The sequence below is a fragment of the Pseudomonas sp. HK3 genome, assembly GCF_052920985.1.
Genome location: NZ_JBREXD010000002.1, coordinates 896,051 through 913,042, shown reverse-complemented (window position 1 = coordinate 913,042; position 16,992 = coordinate 896,051). Strand labels below are relative to the sequence as shown.

19 protein-coding genes are annotated in these 16,992 nt (G+C 41.6%); 7 read left to right on the top strand and 12 right to left on the bottom strand.

Translation table 11 applies throughout. The features are described from left to right. Positions 1–216 precede the first annotated feature (216 nt). Together ACU6U9_RS15270 and ACU6U9_RS15265 are read left to right on the top strand one after the other, a co-directional pair. A complete protein-coding gene (locus ACU6U9_RS15270) occupies positions 217–1,212 on the top strand; it encodes a branched-chain amino acid aminotransferase (RefSeq protein ID WP_446735857.1) in 996 nt (331 codons plus the stop codon). Between the two features lie 326 nt (positions 1,213–1,538). Next, entirely contained in the window at positions 1,539–1,991 is a 453-nt protein-coding gene (locus ACU6U9_RS15265; RefSeq protein ID WP_446735856.1) for a PEGA domain-containing protein, read from the top strand. A gap of 453 nt (positions 1,992–2,444) precedes the next feature. On the opposite strand, the gene ACU6U9_RS15260 is transcribed toward ACU6U9_RS15265, so the two are convergent. From ACU6U9_RS15260 to ACU6U9_RS15210, 11 genes are all read right to left on the bottom strand, one after another. Continuing rightward, positions 2,445–3,992 (bottom strand): hypothetical protein, encoded by a 1,548-nt coding sequence (locus ACU6U9_RS15260; RefSeq protein WP_446735855.1) that lies wholly within the window; start codon positions 3,990–3,992, stop codon positions 2,445–2,447. Between the two features lie 252 nt (positions 3,993–4,244). After that, complete coding sequence (locus ACU6U9_RS15255; protein ID WP_446735854.1) at positions 4,245–4,550, bottom strand: DUF1330 domain-containing protein; 306 nt, start codon at positions 4,548–4,550, stop codon at positions 4,245–4,247. A 186-nt stretch (positions 4,551–4,736) separates the two neighbouring features. After that, complete coding sequence (locus tag ACU6U9_RS15250; RefSeq protein WP_446735853.1) at positions 4,737–4,955, bottom strand: TIGR02450 family Trp-rich protein; 219 nt, start codon at positions 4,953–4,955, stop codon at positions 4,737–4,739. Between the two features lie 112 nt (positions 4,956–5,067). Continuing rightward, positions 5,068–5,475, bottom strand: coding sequence for a GFA family protein (locus tag ACU6U9_RS15245; protein WP_446735852.1), 408 nt, complete (start codon positions 5,473–5,475; stop codon positions 5,068–5,070). Positions 5,476–5,589: 114 nt separating this feature from the next. Then, positions 5,590–6,873 carry an NADH:flavin oxidoreductase/NADH oxidase family protein gene (locus ACU6U9_RS15240; protein ID WP_446735851.1) on the bottom strand — a complete coding sequence of 428 codons (1,284 nt, stop codon included), beginning with the start codon at positions 6,871–6,873 and terminating at the stop codon, positions 5,590–5,592. Positions 6,874–6,976: 103 nt separating this feature from the next. Then, complete coding sequence (locus tag ACU6U9_RS15235; RefSeq protein ID WP_446735850.1) at positions 6,977–7,339, bottom strand: hypothetical protein; 363 nt, start codon at positions 7,337–7,339, stop codon at positions 6,977–6,979. A 192-nt stretch (positions 7,340–7,531) separates the two neighbouring features. Continuing rightward, positions 7,532–8,044, bottom strand: a complete 513-nt coding sequence (locus ACU6U9_RS15230) for an outer membrane beta-barrel protein (RefSeq protein ID WP_446734994.1) — start codon at positions 8,042–8,044, stop codon at positions 7,532–7,534. A 165-nt stretch (positions 8,045–8,209) separates the two neighbouring features. Further along, positions 8,210–8,731 (bottom strand): hypothetical protein, encoded by a 522-nt coding sequence (locus ACU6U9_RS15225; protein ID WP_446734995.1) that lies wholly within the window; start codon positions 8,729–8,731, stop codon positions 8,210–8,212. A 46-nt stretch (positions 8,732–8,777) separates the two neighbouring features. After that, positions 8,778–9,533 carry a serine/threonine protein kinase gene (locus ACU6U9_RS15220; RefSeq protein WP_446735849.1) on the bottom strand — a complete coding sequence of 252 codons (756 nt, stop codon included), beginning with the start codon at positions 9,531–9,533 and terminating at the stop codon, positions 8,778–8,780. Then, complete coding sequence (locus tag ACU6U9_RS15215) at positions 9,517–9,774, bottom strand: hypothetical protein (RefSeq protein WP_446735848.1); 258 nt, start codon at positions 9,772–9,774, stop codon at positions 9,517–9,519. Before ACU6U9_RS15215 ends, ACU6U9_RS15220 begins: the two co-directional genes overlap by 17 nt. Before the next feature lie 70 nt (positions 9,775–9,844). After that, entirely contained in the window at positions 9,845–10,441 is a 597-nt protein-coding gene (locus tag ACU6U9_RS15210) for a ComF family protein (protein WP_446734997.1), read from the bottom strand. A 219-nt stretch (positions 10,442–10,660) separates the two neighbouring features. On the opposite strand from ACU6U9_RS15210, the gene bioB reads away from it, so the two are divergent. The 5 genes from bioB (at position 10,661) to bioD (ending at position 15,212) form a co-directional block, all read left to right on the top strand. Further along, positions 10,661–11,719, top strand: coding sequence for a biotin synthase BioB (gene bioB, locus ACU6U9_RS15205; protein ID WP_446735847.1), 1,059 nt, complete (start codon positions 10,661–10,663; stop codon positions 11,717–11,719). A gap of 68 nt (positions 11,720–11,787) precedes the next feature. Further along, on the top strand, positions 11,788–12,957 hold the full coding sequence (bioF, locus tag ACU6U9_RS15200) for an 8-amino-7-oxononanoate synthase (protein WP_446734998.1): 1,170 nt from the start codon (positions 11,788–11,790) through the stop codon (positions 12,955–12,957). Position 12,958: 1 nt separating this feature from the next. Then, complete coding sequence (locus ACU6U9_RS15195; protein WP_446734999.1) at positions 12,959–13,741, top strand: alpha/beta fold hydrolase; 783 nt, start codon at positions 12,959–12,961, stop codon at positions 13,739–13,741. Next, positions 13,734–14,516 (top strand): malonyl-ACP O-methyltransferase BioC, encoded by a 783-nt coding sequence (gene bioC, locus ACU6U9_RS15190; RefSeq protein ID WP_446735000.1) that lies wholly within the window; start codon positions 13,734–13,736, stop codon positions 14,514–14,516. The genes ACU6U9_RS15195 and bioC overlap by 8 nt, the downstream gene beginning before the upstream one ends. 15 nt (positions 14,517–14,531) lie before the next feature. After that, positions 14,532–15,212 (top strand): dethiobiotin synthase, encoded by a 681-nt coding sequence (bioD, locus tag ACU6U9_RS15185; protein ID WP_446735001.1) that lies wholly within the window; start codon positions 14,532–14,534, stop codon positions 15,210–15,212. 210 nt (positions 15,213–15,422) lie between these two features. On the opposite strand, the gene ACU6U9_RS15180 is transcribed toward bioD, so the two are convergent. Further along, positions 15,423–16,955: a PepSY-associated TM helix domain-containing protein gene (locus ACU6U9_RS15180; protein ID WP_446735002.1), complete on the bottom strand. Its 1,533-nt coding sequence runs from the start codon at positions 16,953–16,955 to the stop codon at positions 15,423–15,425. Positions 16,956–16,992: the final 37 nt, after the last annotated feature.

Below are 16,992 nucleotides of genomic sequence, written 5' to 3'. Positions count from 1 at the left end.
TTACAGAACCAAAAGTTACTGTCAGACCCCAATGAGCTCGACCAAGCTGGGTTAACACCCCACATCGACACGGTTAAAGCACTTTGGCAACAGATTATGAATTCTGCCCAGTAAACGGCTAATTGGCCTTGCTGCGACAGCGCATTCAACTGCATCACAATGATTGAGTCGGCAAGCCACTATTAGGGCTTGCGCGCACACACTTAGGAATAGGTAATGGCCGCATTTGGAACCGTTTTCATGCCGAAAATGGCATTAGCAACATACGAAAACAATGCTTGGACTGCTTCAAGCATTGTTGCATCCAACAAACTAGAGCTGCACCCTGGCGCGCATGTCTTGCATTATTCAAGCACCTGCTTTGAAGGCTTAAAAGCGTTTAAGCACGACGATGGCAGCGTGAATATTTTCCGCATGGATGCCAACATCCAACGCATGGCACAAAGCACTGACTTATTGTTTTTACCTGAAATCAATAAAGAACAACTTGCGCAAATGATCCAAGAAACCGTAGCTATGTATGTTGACGACGTGCCTGCGGCACCGGGTTCCATGTACATTCGCCCAACGCACATCGGTACTGAGCCGAGTATTGGTAAAGCCGCCGTTTCTTCTGAAACTTCATTGCTGTACGTACTGCTATCACCAGTAGGAGATTATTTTGCAGGTGGTGCAAAACCGTTACGTTTATTACTTGAAGAAGACGGTATGCGCTGCGCGCCGCATATGGGAATGATTAAAAGCGGCGGCAACTACGCCAGCGCACTGGGCCCAATTGCACGCGCACGTAAGCAAAACAACGCAGACCAAGTTTTGTTTTGCCCTAATGGCGACGTACAAGAAACGGGTGCTGCTAACTTCATTTTGATTGATGGTAATGAAATCATCACCAAAGCATTAGACACCTCGTTTTTACACGGCATTACCCGTGATTCGATTTTGACCATCGCCCGTGACTTAGGCATGACCGTAACCGAACGCGACTTCACCGTCAGCGAATTAATTGAACGCGCACAAAAGCCAGGCACAGAAGCCGCCCTTTCTGGCACGGCAGCTGTATTAACACCAGTGGGGACGTTCATTCACAACGGCGAAGAGATTACCGTGGGTTCTGGCGAACCAGGCGCAACCACATTAAAGCTGCGTCAAGCATTGAACGATATTCAATGGGGTAAAGCAGAAGATAAGTTTGGTTGGTTAACTAAGGTTTAGGAAGTTGCCATTTCGACACGCTCGTTCCTCGCTACTCAGGATGAACGGGCTATAAGTAATCAAGCAATAACCGCTTATGAATTTGTTAATGTAGCTCGCAGCGAAAAATAAATTCTAGCCACTGCAAAAAATAGACCTCAAGCTCTATCAACGTATATTGTATAGACTTAATAATCCATATTAAAAAACATAATAACAACGCCACCATAGCATTTAATTGTTAGATATTTAACTATACATGCGTCTAATTAACGCACACCATTAATTGAAATATCTTATTTTTTAATCATAAATCAAACATATTAATTTATTAAAAGGACAAATACTTGTTCATATTAAAACCTATAATAATTACAACATTATTATTTTTGTCAGGCTGCTCAACGAATAAAGTTGTCTTTTCCGTTCAAAGCTCACCGTCAAACGCCCAGATTGATGTAAATGGAAAAGAAAAGGGCGTAACTCCCACAAAAATATCATTAGAATGTTCAAAGGAGTGGGTTGGTATAATGGTAACACCTACAGGGTGGCTTCGAACCTCTGATCTTTATGAGATAAAAGTGCACCCACCATTAGGGCATCATGGGCAATCTCAATCTCAGTTCATTGATCCCTGTAAATGGTCTGGCAAATACCAACCAACATTAAATTATGAATTTAGCATTATCACTAGTAAAGATAATTTAACTGAATCCATACGCTCATTAAAAATACTTAGGGATCAAAATATACTGACTGAAAAAGAATATAAACAAAAATTACTTCAATTAGTTGAATAGCTTGTTTGTAGAAACCACATAAGCCTGTGTGTCTCAAGTTTCATAGTTTTATCACAACACCTCGGTAACTTTGATATACCTCAATAGTATTTGAATGGTATTAATTAGAAGATCAATTTCACTTCCGAACTAGACGCTAAAAATATAAACCGCTTGTGGAAACACAAACGGTTTTTTTAATCTCTAAATAAAGTATTCTTTCACCTAATCAATTGTAAGCCACAAAAATGTGCCTTTAGCCAACGGGCCTTTCTATTTTCAAATCCATGAGGCATTGATGCTTCGAACTTTATTCCTTGCCCTTATTTCATTTCAATTTTTTTTAGACGCAAGAATAACCGTAAGCTCACTTTTTTCGAGCCAGATATATTTTGTGGTGCCGGAATCAGGTTTTTTTGAAAAAATAATTATTCCATAAAAAGAATTAATCCAGACACCCATGATAAGAAAATGTTAATTGATCACACCCAAATCTAATTCAATAATTTGAATTTGATCATCTGTCATACTCGGATCTGGACGTCGCTTGACTTCAATACTTATATCTTTTCCAACCATATCACTAGTCAAATAAATATCTGCATCACCCGTTGGGCCATAACAAATTCGATCAGTAATAAAAATTATTGGTTGAGATACACCATCAAGGCTCCAAGTAATTTCATCGCCTATTTTGCACGTTTCGAATATTAATCTGTTATTTTGCTCTACTTTACCAGAAACACTATCTCTCAATTTACTATTATGATGAATCGATATTTCCGTCCCGTTCGTATTTTCAGCACCAAAGCAATCAACTAACTTGCCAAGATAAGAAAATGTACAACCAATTTTAACGATACCGCCCGTTTGCTGGGGGATGCGTATGGAAAAATTATTATCTGCATCATTCTGCGTTACGAGATCAAAATCAACGTCTTCTGTCAGCAGCATATCTTGATAGATTATTCTCATGGTTGAAAAATCGACTTTTTCTGCACTACGAAACTTTCCGGAAAAAACCCAAGGAGCCCCTTCTGCATATAAATTATCAATAATGTCAAAAATAGTAGTGACAGGATTAGCTTGTTCATTGATTACCGTTTCGAAGCATACCTCTTCAGAGGGCGTCGAATTACTGTCTTTAAAATTTGCATAATTCTGAGTAACACATATTTTTATATTTTCTGAAAAATAATCCTTTAATAATATTAATTTTTCATTGGTTGATATTTCAACATTATTTAAAAACCATTTATATTCACTCGAAACATGTCGAGTGTAATTGTAAGAACTTCTCACATTGGGTCTAATTTCTCCGTCAAGGGAAAATATACCTGTTAAACCTAAAATACTGACATCAGGCACTTTGGCATTTGGCACAACTACCGTAGAGGAATATTTCACACATTGCTTCGTCACTAATTCATAAACACAAAACTTAACTTTGTCCAAGTTTGAATTTTGAAATTGAAACTGATCAGCTGTTGAGTGATAAATATCATTGTCATCAAACCAGCGCACCTCCCAAGTATTGATATCGGGCATTGAGCTCCACTGAATAGCTGACTCAAAGTAATCTCCTTTATCAAACGCATCTAGGCTAATGATTTTACTGGCGAGTGTTGGAATCGCTTTTATAACAATTGGTTCAGAGCAAAATGCTGAGCCTTTACGACCATCAGTTAGTGCAGGAGCGACACAAGCTTTAATAAAACCAATATGTGTATTCAACAAATCAATATTGGCGCCTTCTTGAATCTCTTGATCGTCTTGGCTCAACCAATAGCTACGCGAGGCATCTATCATATGCATATCATTATCGACAAATGAATGACGAACTATAAGGGTGGTCCCCTCAAAGGCATAACGTGAACTGTCATCTCCTTGCAAATTTTCAATAATTAAAAATGAGATATTAGGAATTTGTTTTTCCAATTGTACAGGTGGCACAGAATTAGAGCCGCCACCGCCACAAGCGGTGACTACAAACATTAAAGACATATAAATCAGAGGTTTCATTTTTACACCCACACAATAAGCTGACTAAATGGTCAGCATTATGCATGTTTCATAACCTCCCACAATATATATTTTGTAAAGATACTGGCTAGGTTGTTAACATACGGGGATAAAGCATTATTTATCAATGACTTATAAGGATCAGTTCGTCACTACATTGGTAATTTTCTACAATGGAGTACCTTAGAGATAGCAACAATTTTAATTAAGGAACGCTCTCAACGACCAATAGCTTGACTAATGGCGGAATATTTAGCATGCCATCTCATGCATTGCAATAACGGTCTTACTCGACACGGCCTGATCAAAATAGCTTGCCTTAGCCGCCAAATATTCAGTGCACGAGAAAAATTCGTCCATTATTTTTTTGCTTGGAAACTCAATAGTAAAAACACGGTTTATAGAATCTGTTGTTTTTGAGATCAGCACTTCAGATACTTTAAAATCAAAACCGAACGCGCCACCATAGGAATGTAAAATAGGCGTCATAACCTCACGGTAACGCTGATACACTGCATCATCATTCACATTCATGCCCATTACAATTTGAAACGCCATACATCACTCCTTTTTAGCAGCATTGTAAATTTTAACTTTTTGAGCGTAAATAATTCGAGGGAAAAATAATATTGCTCTGTTTATCAATGTGAACAATAGCGTCGGCAATAACATTACCAACGCCATAGTAGCTAGATCATTTATATATATTCTGGGATTGGCTATTTATAAACAATATAGCCAAGATCAATACTTCCAACCTTGCGCCCACAAATTTTGGTCGCTTAAGTCATGCCAATTGATCGCCTGTTCTCGTTTTGTCATGACCGCTTCTATTGTACACAAGGTAACATTACCCTCTTCGTCATATTCAACATCTGTGACCATAAAGTGCTTTTCTTTATTGCTAGGGTTTAACGCTGTCCACTTACTATGCAATAATTTTTTACTGCTGACTTTATTCATATCCAACCCTTGAGCATGTGTAAGAATACACATTAAGTACGAAGGCTCCCTCTAAATAGATTACATATAATATTGTGAGTTCACATTTTCGAATCTAAAAGCGAGGGTATATTTACTCGGGAAACCCATCAAATTTTGTTGCGCATAAACCTGACTTAAGCCAAGATGCTTCTTCAACTGAAAAGATATTCGCTTGTGGTACGAGATCGAACGCATCATTAAGTGAGCCTGCTGGTATAATTAATGACGTTTTCGTCTTATTAACACAAGGTAAAGCGGACCCACACGCCTGACAAAATGCTTTCGAGAACGCCCTAGAAGGATGTTCATAATTAATAATATTGTTTTCACCTGTTAACCATTCAATATTATCAACATTCGTAAATATATTGGATGAAAACGCAGATCCCGTGAGTTGCTTACACTGTTTACAATGACACTGATAAAACACTTTAACGTGATTAACCAAAGTAAAGGTAACTTCTCCACATAAACACCCACCCGTTAATTCATTTTTCATTTAAAATGCCTTTTTATCGTCGATATTAGACCTAACAATAACAGTACAATAAAAAAACCGCTTGCTCTAATTAAAGAACAAACGGTTTCTCACACGTTAACAATCCAGTAGCGGTTAAGCGCGACGCTTTCTAAACGCATAAATACCAGCGCTTAATACCGTTTTAAATACAACGCCTTTGGCACTCAAACTGGGGTTGGGGTCTTTGCCTTTTGCCATGCGCCACATTTGGTGCTCATACCAAGTAATACTTAGCATACCCATGGTATCCAGCCCTTTATTACCTGTGGTTAGATTTTCAAGTGGCATACTGTATTGGTCATCCGCCATTAGCTTATTAGGGAAGCCTGCATCCACCGCGGTTGTGCGAGCAATACCAATAAAATCAGTGGCACCACTTTGTAATGCCTCGGTCATGGCTTGCGCACTACGAAAGCCACCAGTCACAACTAATGGTGTATCCACCAGCTTGCGTACTTTGTCCATGTAATCTAAAAAGTAAGCTTCACGTTTGACCGTGCTTTCTTTTACGTGTTTTTTAGAGGCTGCTCCCATCATGGATGGGCTTTCATAAGTGCCCCCAGAAATTTCAATTAAGTCCATGCCTTCACTAGCAAGCGTCTGTACCACTTGCATGGAGTCTTCTTCGCTAAAACCGCCTTTCATAAAATCTGCGCTATTTAACTTAATACCAATCGGAAAACCTGTGCCGACTTGCTTACGAATAGCACGGTAAACCGACACCACAAAACGCATGCGGTTTTCTAAACGGCCACCCCATTGGTCATCACGCTGATTGTGGCGCGGCGATAAAAACTGGCTGACTAAATAACCATGCGCACCATGAATTTGCACACCAGTAAAGCCAGCTTGCTTAGACAGTTTTGCGGCGGTGGCAAATTTTTGAATAATCACTTCGATTTCAGGCTCAGTTAACGCACGTGGCTTATTAAAGCCTTTTTCTAAACCGCGACCTAATGAGATAGCCGACGGTGCAACGGGTTCACTCACAATAAAACTTGGTATTTGCTTACCCGGGTGATTAAGCTGTGGCCAAATATGTGCGCCATTTTTTTTACCTGCTTGTGCCCATGCTTTGAAAAGCTCAAGATTAGAGTGCTCATCCAACACCACATTCTTAGGTTCCCCCAATGCGCCACGATCCACCATGACATTGCCCGTCATGGCGATACCAATGCCACCTTCTGCCCAGCGCCCATATAGCTTAGCCAGCCCCGGTTGTGGATTGCACTGCTTATCACCTAACTGCTCGCTCATGGCCGATTTAAATAATCGATTTTTAATGACTTGGCCATTTTTCAAAGTAAAGCTGTCGGCTAATTTTAAAGATTCTGCATTACTTACTTGCGGTACGAGTTGAGCGTCTTGGTGCGTCATATAGTTCTCCACGTTATTCATTTCCCACCAATTAGACCGATCGTCTTTTAATGAGATATTAAAAAATGCAGGCACGCTGCATCTATATATTTTTGCTTTCGATTTATGCGACTGGGGCCATGAGCATATTGAGCATTAAGTTCATGCTGTCCTTGGCAGGCTGTACGCGGTTGTGCATATTCATTTTAATTAGAGCCCCTTCCCACGTCGCCCAGTACACGCTGGCGTTCTTTGGCGGGTAGTAAATGACAACGTTTGAATATTCTTGAGTGAGAGGTGCACAAACATCGGTACTGGTATAGCCAGCGCTTTGATATTGCTGCTGTACGGCGTAACTGAAGCTGGCCACATGCCAAGTTGATTCATCTAGCTCTTGGGCTAAATCATCACGAGGTGGATTAATCAGCAGTGCGTTTTTTGGTAAATCTTGTTGCAGCAGTAGCTGACTTGGCAGGGTTAGGCTCATTGGGCGTCACTTTAAATTTGATTAGGCTATTGTAGTGAAAATGGCTTGTTTCAGCCAGTAAAGGTGTCATTAAGTCAGGCAAGGGCCATGTTATGGGCTTGAAGCAAGAAAAAGCGAGCTAGAAGAAGTAAAGCAAGGGCTTCAACTAGAAGCCCTTTTTATAGTAGCTGGTTAGTAGTCGGTCAATAAAGATTAAAACTTAAAGACTGCGTTTAGCTGATAAGACTGAGACAAGTCTTTGTTTACATACTCAAGACGAAGCAGAGCCTGCCTATTGACACGGTATTGGGCGCCAAAGCCCATTAAAATACCATCGTCGCCACCTAGGCCATAACCTAAGCGTACAATAGCGGCGAGCTTCTCATTAATTTCAGGCAGGTCTTTAGAGACAACGGCAGCGGCCCATACACCATCGGCGTCTTCATCAGAGTTATCGTAGAACTCACCGCTTTGAATGAAACCCGCTTCGGCTGCGATATCAATGCCACTGCGTTGGCCGTAATCGTAACCTGCAAAAACTTGGAAGCCACTGGCTTTGCCATCTGTTCCGCCCATTGAGGAAGTGTCAATGCGGTTATGACTAATACCTGCACCCAAATATATTTTTTTCATGTCGATATTGGTTTGCTCTGATGCTTCTTGCGCGAGTGCGCATTGGCCTAAGCATAGGCTGATGATGGTTAATACTGATAAAAATAATTTCATGTACATCCTTATTGTATTTGATACCTAAACAAGAGCGGTAGTTTACCTGCTCTAGGGTACGCTGCAAAGAGGCAGTTAGGTTGGTTTTGCCCAGCCCCTAAGAAAATTGAAGACCAAGGCGCGATTTTTAAAATTTAACGAGTTAAATTAAAAGTTCTAATGTACTTAAAGGCTATAGATTAAAGTAAATTGAGACGCAGTATTTAAAACGCCCACAAGTTTAACGTCAGCTCTTAGGGATAACTCTTTGGTAATAGGAAACAGTAAACCACCGCCCAATATTAGTTGAGAGCTACTTGTAAGACCTGCTTGTGGTATAAATGAAAAATTTATAATCTTATTTTTTAAGTCTACTTTTAATCCACTTGTGACCCATAAGCTTCTAGATTCTTTGTTGTAACCAATATACCTCCTATCGACATCAATTATACTAGCCTCTAAAAATAGATTAACATTATCTTTTAGATGTTCTAAGCAACCTAAAGTTAAGTGCATTCCGTCTGATTTTAGTTCTTCATCATCAAGATAATATGAATCTTCAGAGTAAGCATGATGCTCTCCAAAACCTAAGCCGATATAAAATGTATTGAATTCTGGCGCTTTTTCGTTATCAGACGTACAGAGTGAATAGGTGTTATGTGTAAAAAGTAAGGCTGATAGTACTAAGCTAAGTTTTAAAAAATTCATTTGGAATAAAGTCATCAAGTGTGTTTTAAAATATCGTGTTTGTTATTTAAGGAAAAAGTTGTAATGCAGGCTCTTGCAAGGCTGCAAACTGCTCGCGCAGAGTGAGAATTTCATCTGACCAGTACCGTGGAGTATTAAACCAAGGGAACGCCATTTTAAACGCTGGGTCATCCCAGCGTTTGGCAAGCCAAGCGCTGTAATGCATTAAACGCATGGTGCGCAACACTTCGATTAACGGAATTTGATCCGCGGGGAATGGTAAAAACATTTCATAGCCGCGTGCCATGGCGGCAAGTTGTGCTTGCATTTGGTCGCGATCACCATTCAAAAGCATCCAAATGTCTTGGATTCGCGGTGCACGAATACAATCATCCAAATCAAGCATATAAGGTTGTTCATGTTGCCAAATTAAATTACTGGCGTGTAAGTCTCCGTGCACCAATTGCATCTTGGGTGAATGCCAGAGCTCATCTAATAGATTGCAAATATCTAAGCTTAAGCTTTCATAAGCGGGCAGTAAGCTTTCATCAATAAACTGATTGTCGAGAATAAATTGGCGGCTATTGCGGGCAAATTTTTGTGGGGTCATGTCACCACGTTGATCACATTCAACGGCATTGGCTGTTTGATGTAAGCGGGCTACTAGACGGCCCATTTGTTCGAAATCGTCTAAGTTTTCAATGTGGCCGCTGTGGCCCCCTTGCTTAGGAAACAGCGCAATGAAGAAACCTTGGTATTCAAACAGGCTTTCGCCTTCAATGACCATCGGCGCAATAACAGGCAGCTCATCGTTCTTGTGCAAACAAACTGAACTCGTGCTCTTGCAAAATGGTGGCTCGACTCCAGCGCTCAGGGCGATAAAACTTAGCGACGATGTCTTTTTGTTCCTCTATGCCAATTTGATAAACACGGTTTTCATAGCTGTTAAGGGCTAATTGATGGCCACTGGTGAGCCAACCTAATGGTGCCACAATGGCATCGATGGCATTCAGCACGGTATCGGGAGTGAGCTTTTCGTAGGGGTGGGGCAAAAGCTGTGACATAAAAACTCAATGGCCATCAAAGTAAGAGCGGCAGTTTACTGGCTTATGCAAAGACTGGCGAGAAAAGTTATTAACGCGCCAGCGGTGTGCGCGCTAAACAGGCAATCGTGACACTCTTTGCGCCGTGCTTTTTGAGTGCTAATGCGGTGCTATGGCAGGTAGCCCCAGTGGTGAGCACGTCATCTACCAGTAATAGGTTTTTACCTTTTATCTGCTTAATCAGCCATGGGCTGCACATAAATGCTTTGCGCATATTGTATTGCCGTGCGCTTTTATCTAGCCCTTGTTGGCTGTGTGTCGCTTTGGTTCGCAACAGACCTCGCCATAGGGGTGTATTGAGTGCGTGACTTAATGTTCTGCCCAGGTGCTCTGTGGGGTGATGACCGCGCCATAATAGCTTTCGCCAGTGATAAGGCACGGCCAAAATGACATCGAACTCATGGTGTTGTAAGTGCTCACTTAGTTCGTATTCTAAGCATTCAAGGCCTAATACTTTACTGCGGTGTTTGAATGCTTGAATCAAACCCGCCACTGCCCCTTGAAACATAAAAGGGCAAATAACTCTGTCAAAGGCGGGAGGCTGCTTTAAGCACTCGCCGCAGATGTGGCCGTGATGGTTGGGTTCCGCACATTGCGGGCAGTGTTGGCCAAGGCGGGGAAGTGTCATTTGGCACTGCGGGCACAGGTTACAGGGGCTGGGTGTCAGGCAGAATATGCACTGCTTAATAAATATACTATTGTAAACCGCCTTGATTGCGGAGGTTGACTGCTCAAAATAAGCGGCTAATATACGTGTCACGATTTCATCCCACTTGGTTAGCCATTAGCCTGCCATTTGAGGATATATAAAACCAGCACCACCTATAAGATCTGGTAAGGAAGCATTATGAGCGCAACACAAACACAAGACATTCGTCACGACTGGAGCCGCGCAGAAGTACAGGCCCTGTTTGATCTGCCGTTTAACGATTTGTTGTTCCAAGCTCAAGTGGTTCATCGCCAGCACTTCAACCCAAATGAAGTACAAGTGAGCACCTTGCTTTCGATTAAAACGGGCTCTTGCCCAGAAGATTGCAAGTATTGCCCGCAGTCAGCCCATTACAACACCGGCCTAGAAAAGCAGCGCCTAATGGAAGTCGAAGCCGTACTGAATAAAGCCGCCGAAGCCAAAGCAAAAGGCTCTAGCCGTTTTTGTATGGGCGCCGCGTGGAAAAACCCAAACAAGCGCGACATGCCGTATGTGCTTGAAATGGTCAAAGGCGTAAAAGCCATGGGACTAGAAACCTGCATGACACTGGGCATGTTAGATGAAGATCAAGCGGATGAGCTGGCAGGCGCAGGTTTGGATTATTACAACCATAATCTTGATACCAGCCCAGAATTCTACGATAAAATTATCACTACTCGCACCTACGGCGACCGTTTAGATACCTTGCAACATGTACGTGACAGCGGCATGAAAATTTGCTCAGGCGGTATCATTGGTATGGGCGAAAATCAAAATGACCGCATTGGTTTGTTAACACAACTAGCGAACCTACCCGTTCAACCAGAAAGTGTGCCGATCAATATGTTGGTTAAAGTCAAAGGCACACCACTTGAAGATGTGGATAACCTTGATCCATTTGAATTTGTACGCTGCATCGCCATTGCGCGTATCTTGATGCCAAAATCCCATGTGCGCTTAAGCGCCGGGCGTGAAGACATGAGTGATGAAATGCAGGCCATGTGTTTTATGGCGGGTGCTAACTCTATCTTTTATGGCGAGTGTCTATTAACAACACCCAATCCTGAAGCCCATGAAGATATGCAATTATTTAAACGTTTAGGCTTACGTCCCGAGCAAGCCATTGTTGATCATGACGATTCTGCTCAAGCGGATGTGCTGAGCAAACAGATTGAGAAAAACGATACGGCCAAACCTTTTTACGACGCCACTGTATAAGGTGTATGAACACTCACATAAACGTTAGTCTGATCTGACGTTTATGCTATGTTCATTCAATCTGCATTATGCCTTTTGATTTATCCCAAGATTTAAACCTGCGTCGCGAACAAAACTTGTATCGCGCCACCCGTTTAGCACAAAGCCCACAAGGGCCGCTGATGCAAATAGACGGTGCCGAATATTTAACGTTTTGTTCAAACGATTACCTTGGCTTAGCCAATCATCCTGCATTAGTTGCTGCGTTTAAACAGGCGGCGAATGAATTTGGTGTAGGCAGTGGTGCCGCCCATTTAGTGAATGGCCACAGTTATTATCATCAACAATTAGAAGAAGCCTTAGCCGAATTTACTGGCCGTGAGTCAGCCTTGTTATTTAGCACGGGTTACATGGCGAACCTTGGCGTCATAACGGCGTTACTTGATAAACAAGATGGCGTGTTCGAAGACAAGTGGAATCATGCCTCGTTATTAGATGCCGGTTTATTAAGTGGTGCGCGTTTTCAGCGTTATTTGCATAATGATGTTGCAAATTTAACCGCTCGCCTAGCGCGCAGCGAGGCTCGACGCAAACTCATCGTGACCGATGGTGTATTTTCAATGGACGGTGACGACGCGAATTTACAGGCGTTATCAACCACCGCAAAACAGCATGATGCTTGGATCATGGTTGACGATGCTCACGGTTTAGGAGTGTTAGGTAAAACCGGAGCCGGTATTTGTGAGGCGCAACAACAAGATCAAAACAATGTGCAAATACTCATGGGCACGCTGGGCAAAGGCATGGGCACAGCCGGTGCGTTTGTAGCGGGTAGCAAAGAGCTAACGGAATATTTGACCAACTTTTCGCGCCCTTATATTTATACCACCGCCATGCCAGCGGCCATTGCCGCTGCAACCTTAGCCAGTATAAACATCGTAAAAAATGAACCGCAGCGACGTGAGCATTTACATAATTTAATTCAACAATTTAAATTAGGTGCGCAACAATTAGGCTTGAACGTCATGCCATCGGATACCGCCATTCAACCAATATTGATCGGCGATGCACAACGGGCGTTATATCTTAGTGAGCAGTTACGACAGCAAGGCATTATGGTCACGGCCATTCGCCCACCAACCGTACCGCCCGGCACAGCACGATTGCGTATTACATTGTCGGCGTCACACAGTATTGAACACGTTGAAACATTATTAGACGCGCTGTCTGCGCTATCATCCACCATGGAGGCCAATTAACATGGCATTAGTAGTACACCAATGGGGTGATAAAACGTTACCCGTTATTTTTTGTATTCATGGTTGGGCCAGTAACGCGCAAGTATTTAAGCCGCTGGCGGATTTATTCAGTGATCACTTTCAGTTTGTTGCAGTGGACCTTCCTGGTTTTGGTGATAGCGACTACCAAGCAGGGGATTACGTACTTGATAAGCTAATCGCCGAGTTGTTAGCCGTAGCACCAGAGCACAGCAGTTGGCTAGGTTGGTCATTAGGTGGCATGTTAACGGTACAAGCGGCTTTGGATTCACCAAACAGAATTGAAAAAGTGATGACCATTTGCAGCAATGCAAAATTCTTAGCCGATAAAAAATTCAAGCAAGGTGTGCCGTCGCCGTTATTTAATGGCTTTATGGAAAGCATTGACGATGTACGTGTGACCTTAAGACGGTTTGCTGCATTAACCGTCGTGGGTGAAAAACACGATATGTTGCAATCTCTAAAATGGTTACAACAAAATACGCAAGTACCCGCGCCGCAAGCGGGCGTATTAAAAGCGTCATTGGAGTTACTATCATTAATTGATAACCAGGTAGCGCTGGCCAATATTGTACAGCCATGTTTGCATATGCTGGCAACCGATGATGCCATCGTGCCACATAAAGCCAGCCAGACGCTTAATAAATTAAACGACAAGCATTTGACTAGCTTTGTGCCCAATGCAAGTCATGCTTGTTTAGTGACGCAGCCACAGTTAGTGGCCAATGGTATTTTGACGTTTATGCAGGGTTTACCGAATGCATGATGTCATTGCCAAGCAAGCGGTGGCAAAAAGTTTTAGCGATGCCGCACATGATTACGATGCATTTGCGCACTTTCAACATAATTTAGCCAACACCTTAATTGAACTTTGCCCACAACAAAAAAAACATGCCATTTTGGATTTAGGCTGTGGCACCGGTTATTGTTTGCCAATGTTAAAACAGCATTATCAAAGTGCCCATGTTATGGGTGCTGACATTGCACCGGGGATGTTGGCTTGGGCAAAAAAAAATCATCCTCAATTTGACTATACCGTAGCCGATGCTGAAAACTTACCATTTGAAAAACATCAATTTGATTTAATTTTTTCTAACCTTGCAGTGCAATGGTGTGACGATTTTTCACAAGTGCTCACGCAGGCGTATGACTGTTTAATGCCAGGTGGGCATCTTGTGTTGAGTACGTTGGCCGAAGGCACATTAAGTGAACTAAAGCAGGCTTGGTCACAAGTAGATGCACACCAACATGTAAATCAGTTTGATCATGAATCCGATTTACAACGCATGATTGAAACAAGTGCATTTGAGATTGAACAATTAAATATCGCCACGTTATATGATTTTCATAGTGATATTCGCGGCTTAACGGATTCCCTTAAGCGCATTGGTGCACACAATATTACAGATGGTCGCGCCAAAGGCTTAACGTCACCGCGAGCGGTTAAGCAATTTATGCAGGCTATGGAAACCCATAGACAAGATGCAGGGTTGCCTGCCAGTTATCGTGTACTGAGCGGCTGCCTGACCAAACCTTTTTAATGAGTCGAATTATTCATGAGTAAACAGCGTTACTTTATTACCGGAACCGATACCGACGCCGGTAAAACCATTTGCACCGCAGCGTTACTTTATAAAGCCCGTGAACAAGGTTTAAAAACATTGGGTTTAAAACCGGTGGCCGCCGGCTGTGAAGACCATGGCGAAGGCTTACAAAATAATGATGCCTTAACGCACATTGAATACAGCACAGAAAAACTGCCGTATATGCAGATTAATCCTATTGCATTACTAGAGCCTATTGCGCCTCATATTGCGGCACAGCGTATTCAAAAGCCATTGAGTACTCAGCGTATTGTCGGATTATTACGCGGCGTTTTAATGATTAATAAAGCCGACTTTATTTGCATTGAAGGAGCAGGTGGTTGGCGTGTGCCGTTGAACCTAAATGAAACCTTCTCTGATGTGGCGAAAGAATTACAAACGCCTGTTATTTTAGTCGTCGGCATGAAGTTAGGTTGCATTAATCATGCGCTGTTAACATACGAAGCTATTAGGCGTGATGGGCTAGAAGTGGCTGGTTGGATTGCCAATCGGGTTGATGCCAATATGACGGCCTATGATGAAAATATCGAAACGTTAAAGGCCATGCTAAAAGTACCGTGCTTAGGCGAAGTCCCATTTATGGACAACGTAGAGGTGAGTAAAGTAGCGGACTACTTAACGTTACCTGAGTAACTAGTGTGCTTGATAAAAGCGATACTATTCTTTGTATCGCTCATGAATAAAGCTATCTATGGGATATAACTTGAAACGGCAAGGCATTATATTATTAGCGGCTTAATTTTATATTAAGTTTAAAATACCCTTACAACGCTGTATTTTTAACCTTTAGATAGAACGATTTAAAATAAAAATCACTAGGTATATCTAGTGATTGTTATTGTATTAAGCTGCTTTGTTTTGATCGTTATTATGCTGAGAGGCATGTTTCTGGCGAGACTTATTTTTTGAAGCCTTTGCGTTAGATAAGCGCATAACTAAACCCAATCCCGCTAATATAAAAATAAATCCAAGTGTTAATAGTATTAACATATCACGGTTAAATCGGCCTGTAATCGGTGTGAGCATACTCCATTTATGTAAAAACGAAAAACTATAACCTTCAATACGGCTTATAGAATTATTTCTATCGACTAAGATATGAGTAATGGGATCAATGAATAGATGATCTCCGTTTGAGCCCTCTACACGCCAAACCGGTAAACGTTTATTTCTAAAATCATAACCAAAACCAAAGTGGGTGATTAACGTCATTGGTAATATGGCAGAATCGGCTTCACTTAATAAGTCTTTTGCTTGCTCAGTTATGAGAGCTTTATCTATGTCGCCTATTATCTCGCCGCTATTGGCATCGATATACTGTGCAAACTTTTCTTTACTTTTCCCGCTAAAGCGCTTCTCACGAGTATTGATATTATCAGCTTGATTAGATTGTATCGGCGATACACTTAAACGATATAGATTCTTAATGGTATGACTGTTATCTATTGTGCTTTGAATCAAACTCACTTGGTTGATCTTTACATTTTTAGGCGCGCTTATCTTGTCGGCACTGGGCCATTGGGTTAAGTCTAATGATTGTGTGAGCTGAAGGCCGCTTGGTGGTGTTACTAAGCTTGATTGCCATAAGTGGTAGAAGCCACTCACGCTAAATAATATCAAGGGTAAAACCACTAACCAGCTTAAACGACGATGCCAGCGACGTTGTGTATTAATGATTGTATTTTTACGTTTAAGTTTTATTAAAAATAATAAGCCAGAGATTCCCATTATCAATAATGCACTTAACAATACGCTGATCACTAGAAGGCGCAGCGGTTCGTAATCATCTAACCAATTAAACGTGTGAAACGTTTGAAATACAAAACGTAAATTTCGTTTCCAGTCATTTTCTATACCTGCCAATGCTTGAGTATCGGTATGGATGTAAACGCTTAAATTATCTTGAGTATTAAAATTGATTTTATAAACGGGTAAAAGTCGATTAACAGAAGGGTAGCTGTGGTCGAATTGCGTTTTCAATTCGATATTTTTAATTGAATGAGTTTGTTTTAAATAGTGAGAAGCCAGCCAAATGGCTTGTTTTTCATCATGTTGCAGTCGTTCTTTATTTGAGATCAGTGAAAAATAACGGCGCGGTGAAGTTTCGGTTTCGGTAACTTGCAGTAAAACCTCGTTTTTATACGGCACTAGTTTGGCTATTTTTGCTTTTTGTAAATTATTTGTGGCTAAGGTTTTTGAAATATTTTTAAACTGTGCTCCCTCTAATGTTAACGATGGTGGGAACATGACTTTAGCCTGAGGCCCCGTCCATGCCATTAACGGGTGTGTGAAAGCCGAAACGACATAGATAATACAGGCAATGAGTGCAGGCCAGAGTATCAGTAAGTGCCACTTTTTAATTGATTTAATATTCATTTTAAATGTATTTGCACCAAGTCATATCATTAATATT

What these genes read in the sequence shown, in the direction of transcription:
- ACU6U9_RS15235 (WP_446735850.1), bottom strand. Translation starts at nt 7,339, where the DNA reads ATGAGCCTAACCCTGCCAAGTCAGCTACTGCTGCAACAAGATTTACCA.
- ACU6U9_RS15245 (WP_446735852.1), bottom strand. Translation starts at nt 5,475, where the DNA reads ATGAAAAATGAATTAACGGGTGGGTGTTTATGTGGAGAAGTTACCTTT.
- ACU6U9_RS15230 (WP_446734994.1), bottom strand. Translation starts at nt 8,044, where the DNA reads ATGAAATTATTTTTATCAGTATTAACCATCATCAGCCTATGCTTAGGC.
- bioD (WP_446735001.1), top strand. Translation starts at nt 14,532, where the DNA reads ATGAGTAAACAGCGTTACTTTATTACCGGAACCGATACCGACGCCGGT.
- ACU6U9_RS15215 (WP_446735848.1), bottom strand. Translation starts at nt 9,774, where the DNA reads ATGTCACAGCTTTTGCCCCACCCCTACGAAAAGCTCACTCCCGATACC.
- ACU6U9_RS15240 (WP_446735851.1), bottom strand. Translation starts at nt 6,873, where the DNA reads ATGACGCACCAAGACGCTCAACTCGTACCGCAAGTAAGTAATGCAGAA.
- ACU6U9_RS15270 (WP_446735857.1), top strand. Translation starts at nt 217, where the DNA reads ATGGCCGCATTTGGAACCGTTTTCATGCCGAAAATGGCATTAGCAACA.
- ACU6U9_RS15225 (WP_446734995.1), bottom strand. Translation starts at nt 8,731, where the DNA reads ATGAATTTTTTAAAACTTAGCTTAGTACTATCAGCCTTACTTTTTACA.
- ACU6U9_RS15195 (WP_446734999.1), top strand. Translation starts at nt 12,959, where the DNA reads ATGGCATTAGTAGTACACCAATGGGGTGATAAAACGTTACCCGTTATT.
- ACU6U9_RS15210 (WP_446734997.1), bottom strand. Translation starts at nt 10,441, where the DNA reads ATGACACTTCCCCGCCTTGGCCAACACTGCCCGCAATGTGCGGAACCC.
- bioB (WP_446735847.1), top strand. Translation starts at nt 10,661, where the DNA reads ATGAGCGCAACACAAACACAAGACATTCGTCACGACTGGAGCCGCGCA.
- bioC (WP_446735000.1), top strand. Translation starts at nt 13,734, where the DNA reads ATGCATGATGTCATTGCCAAGCAAGCGGTGGCAAAAAGTTTTAGCGAT.
- ACU6U9_RS15250 (WP_446735853.1), bottom strand. Translation starts at nt 4,955, where the DNA reads ATGAATAAAGTCAGCAGTAAAAAATTATTGCATAGTAAGTGGACAGCG.
- ACU6U9_RS15255 (WP_446735854.1), bottom strand. Translation starts at nt 4,550, where the DNA reads ATGGCGTTTCAAATTGTAATGGGCATGAATGTGAATGATGATGCAGTG.
- ACU6U9_RS15180 (WP_446735002.1), bottom strand. Translation starts at nt 16,955, where the DNA reads ATGAATATTAAATCAATTAAAAAGTGGCACTTACTGATACTCTGGCCT.
- bioF (WP_446734998.1), top strand. Translation starts at nt 11,788, where the DNA reads ATGCCTTTTGATTTATCCCAAGATTTAAACCTGCGTCGCGAACAAAAC.
- ACU6U9_RS15260 (WP_446735855.1), bottom strand. Translation starts at nt 3,992, where the DNA reads ATGAAACCTCTGATTTATATGTCTTTAATGTTTGTAGTCACCGCTTGT.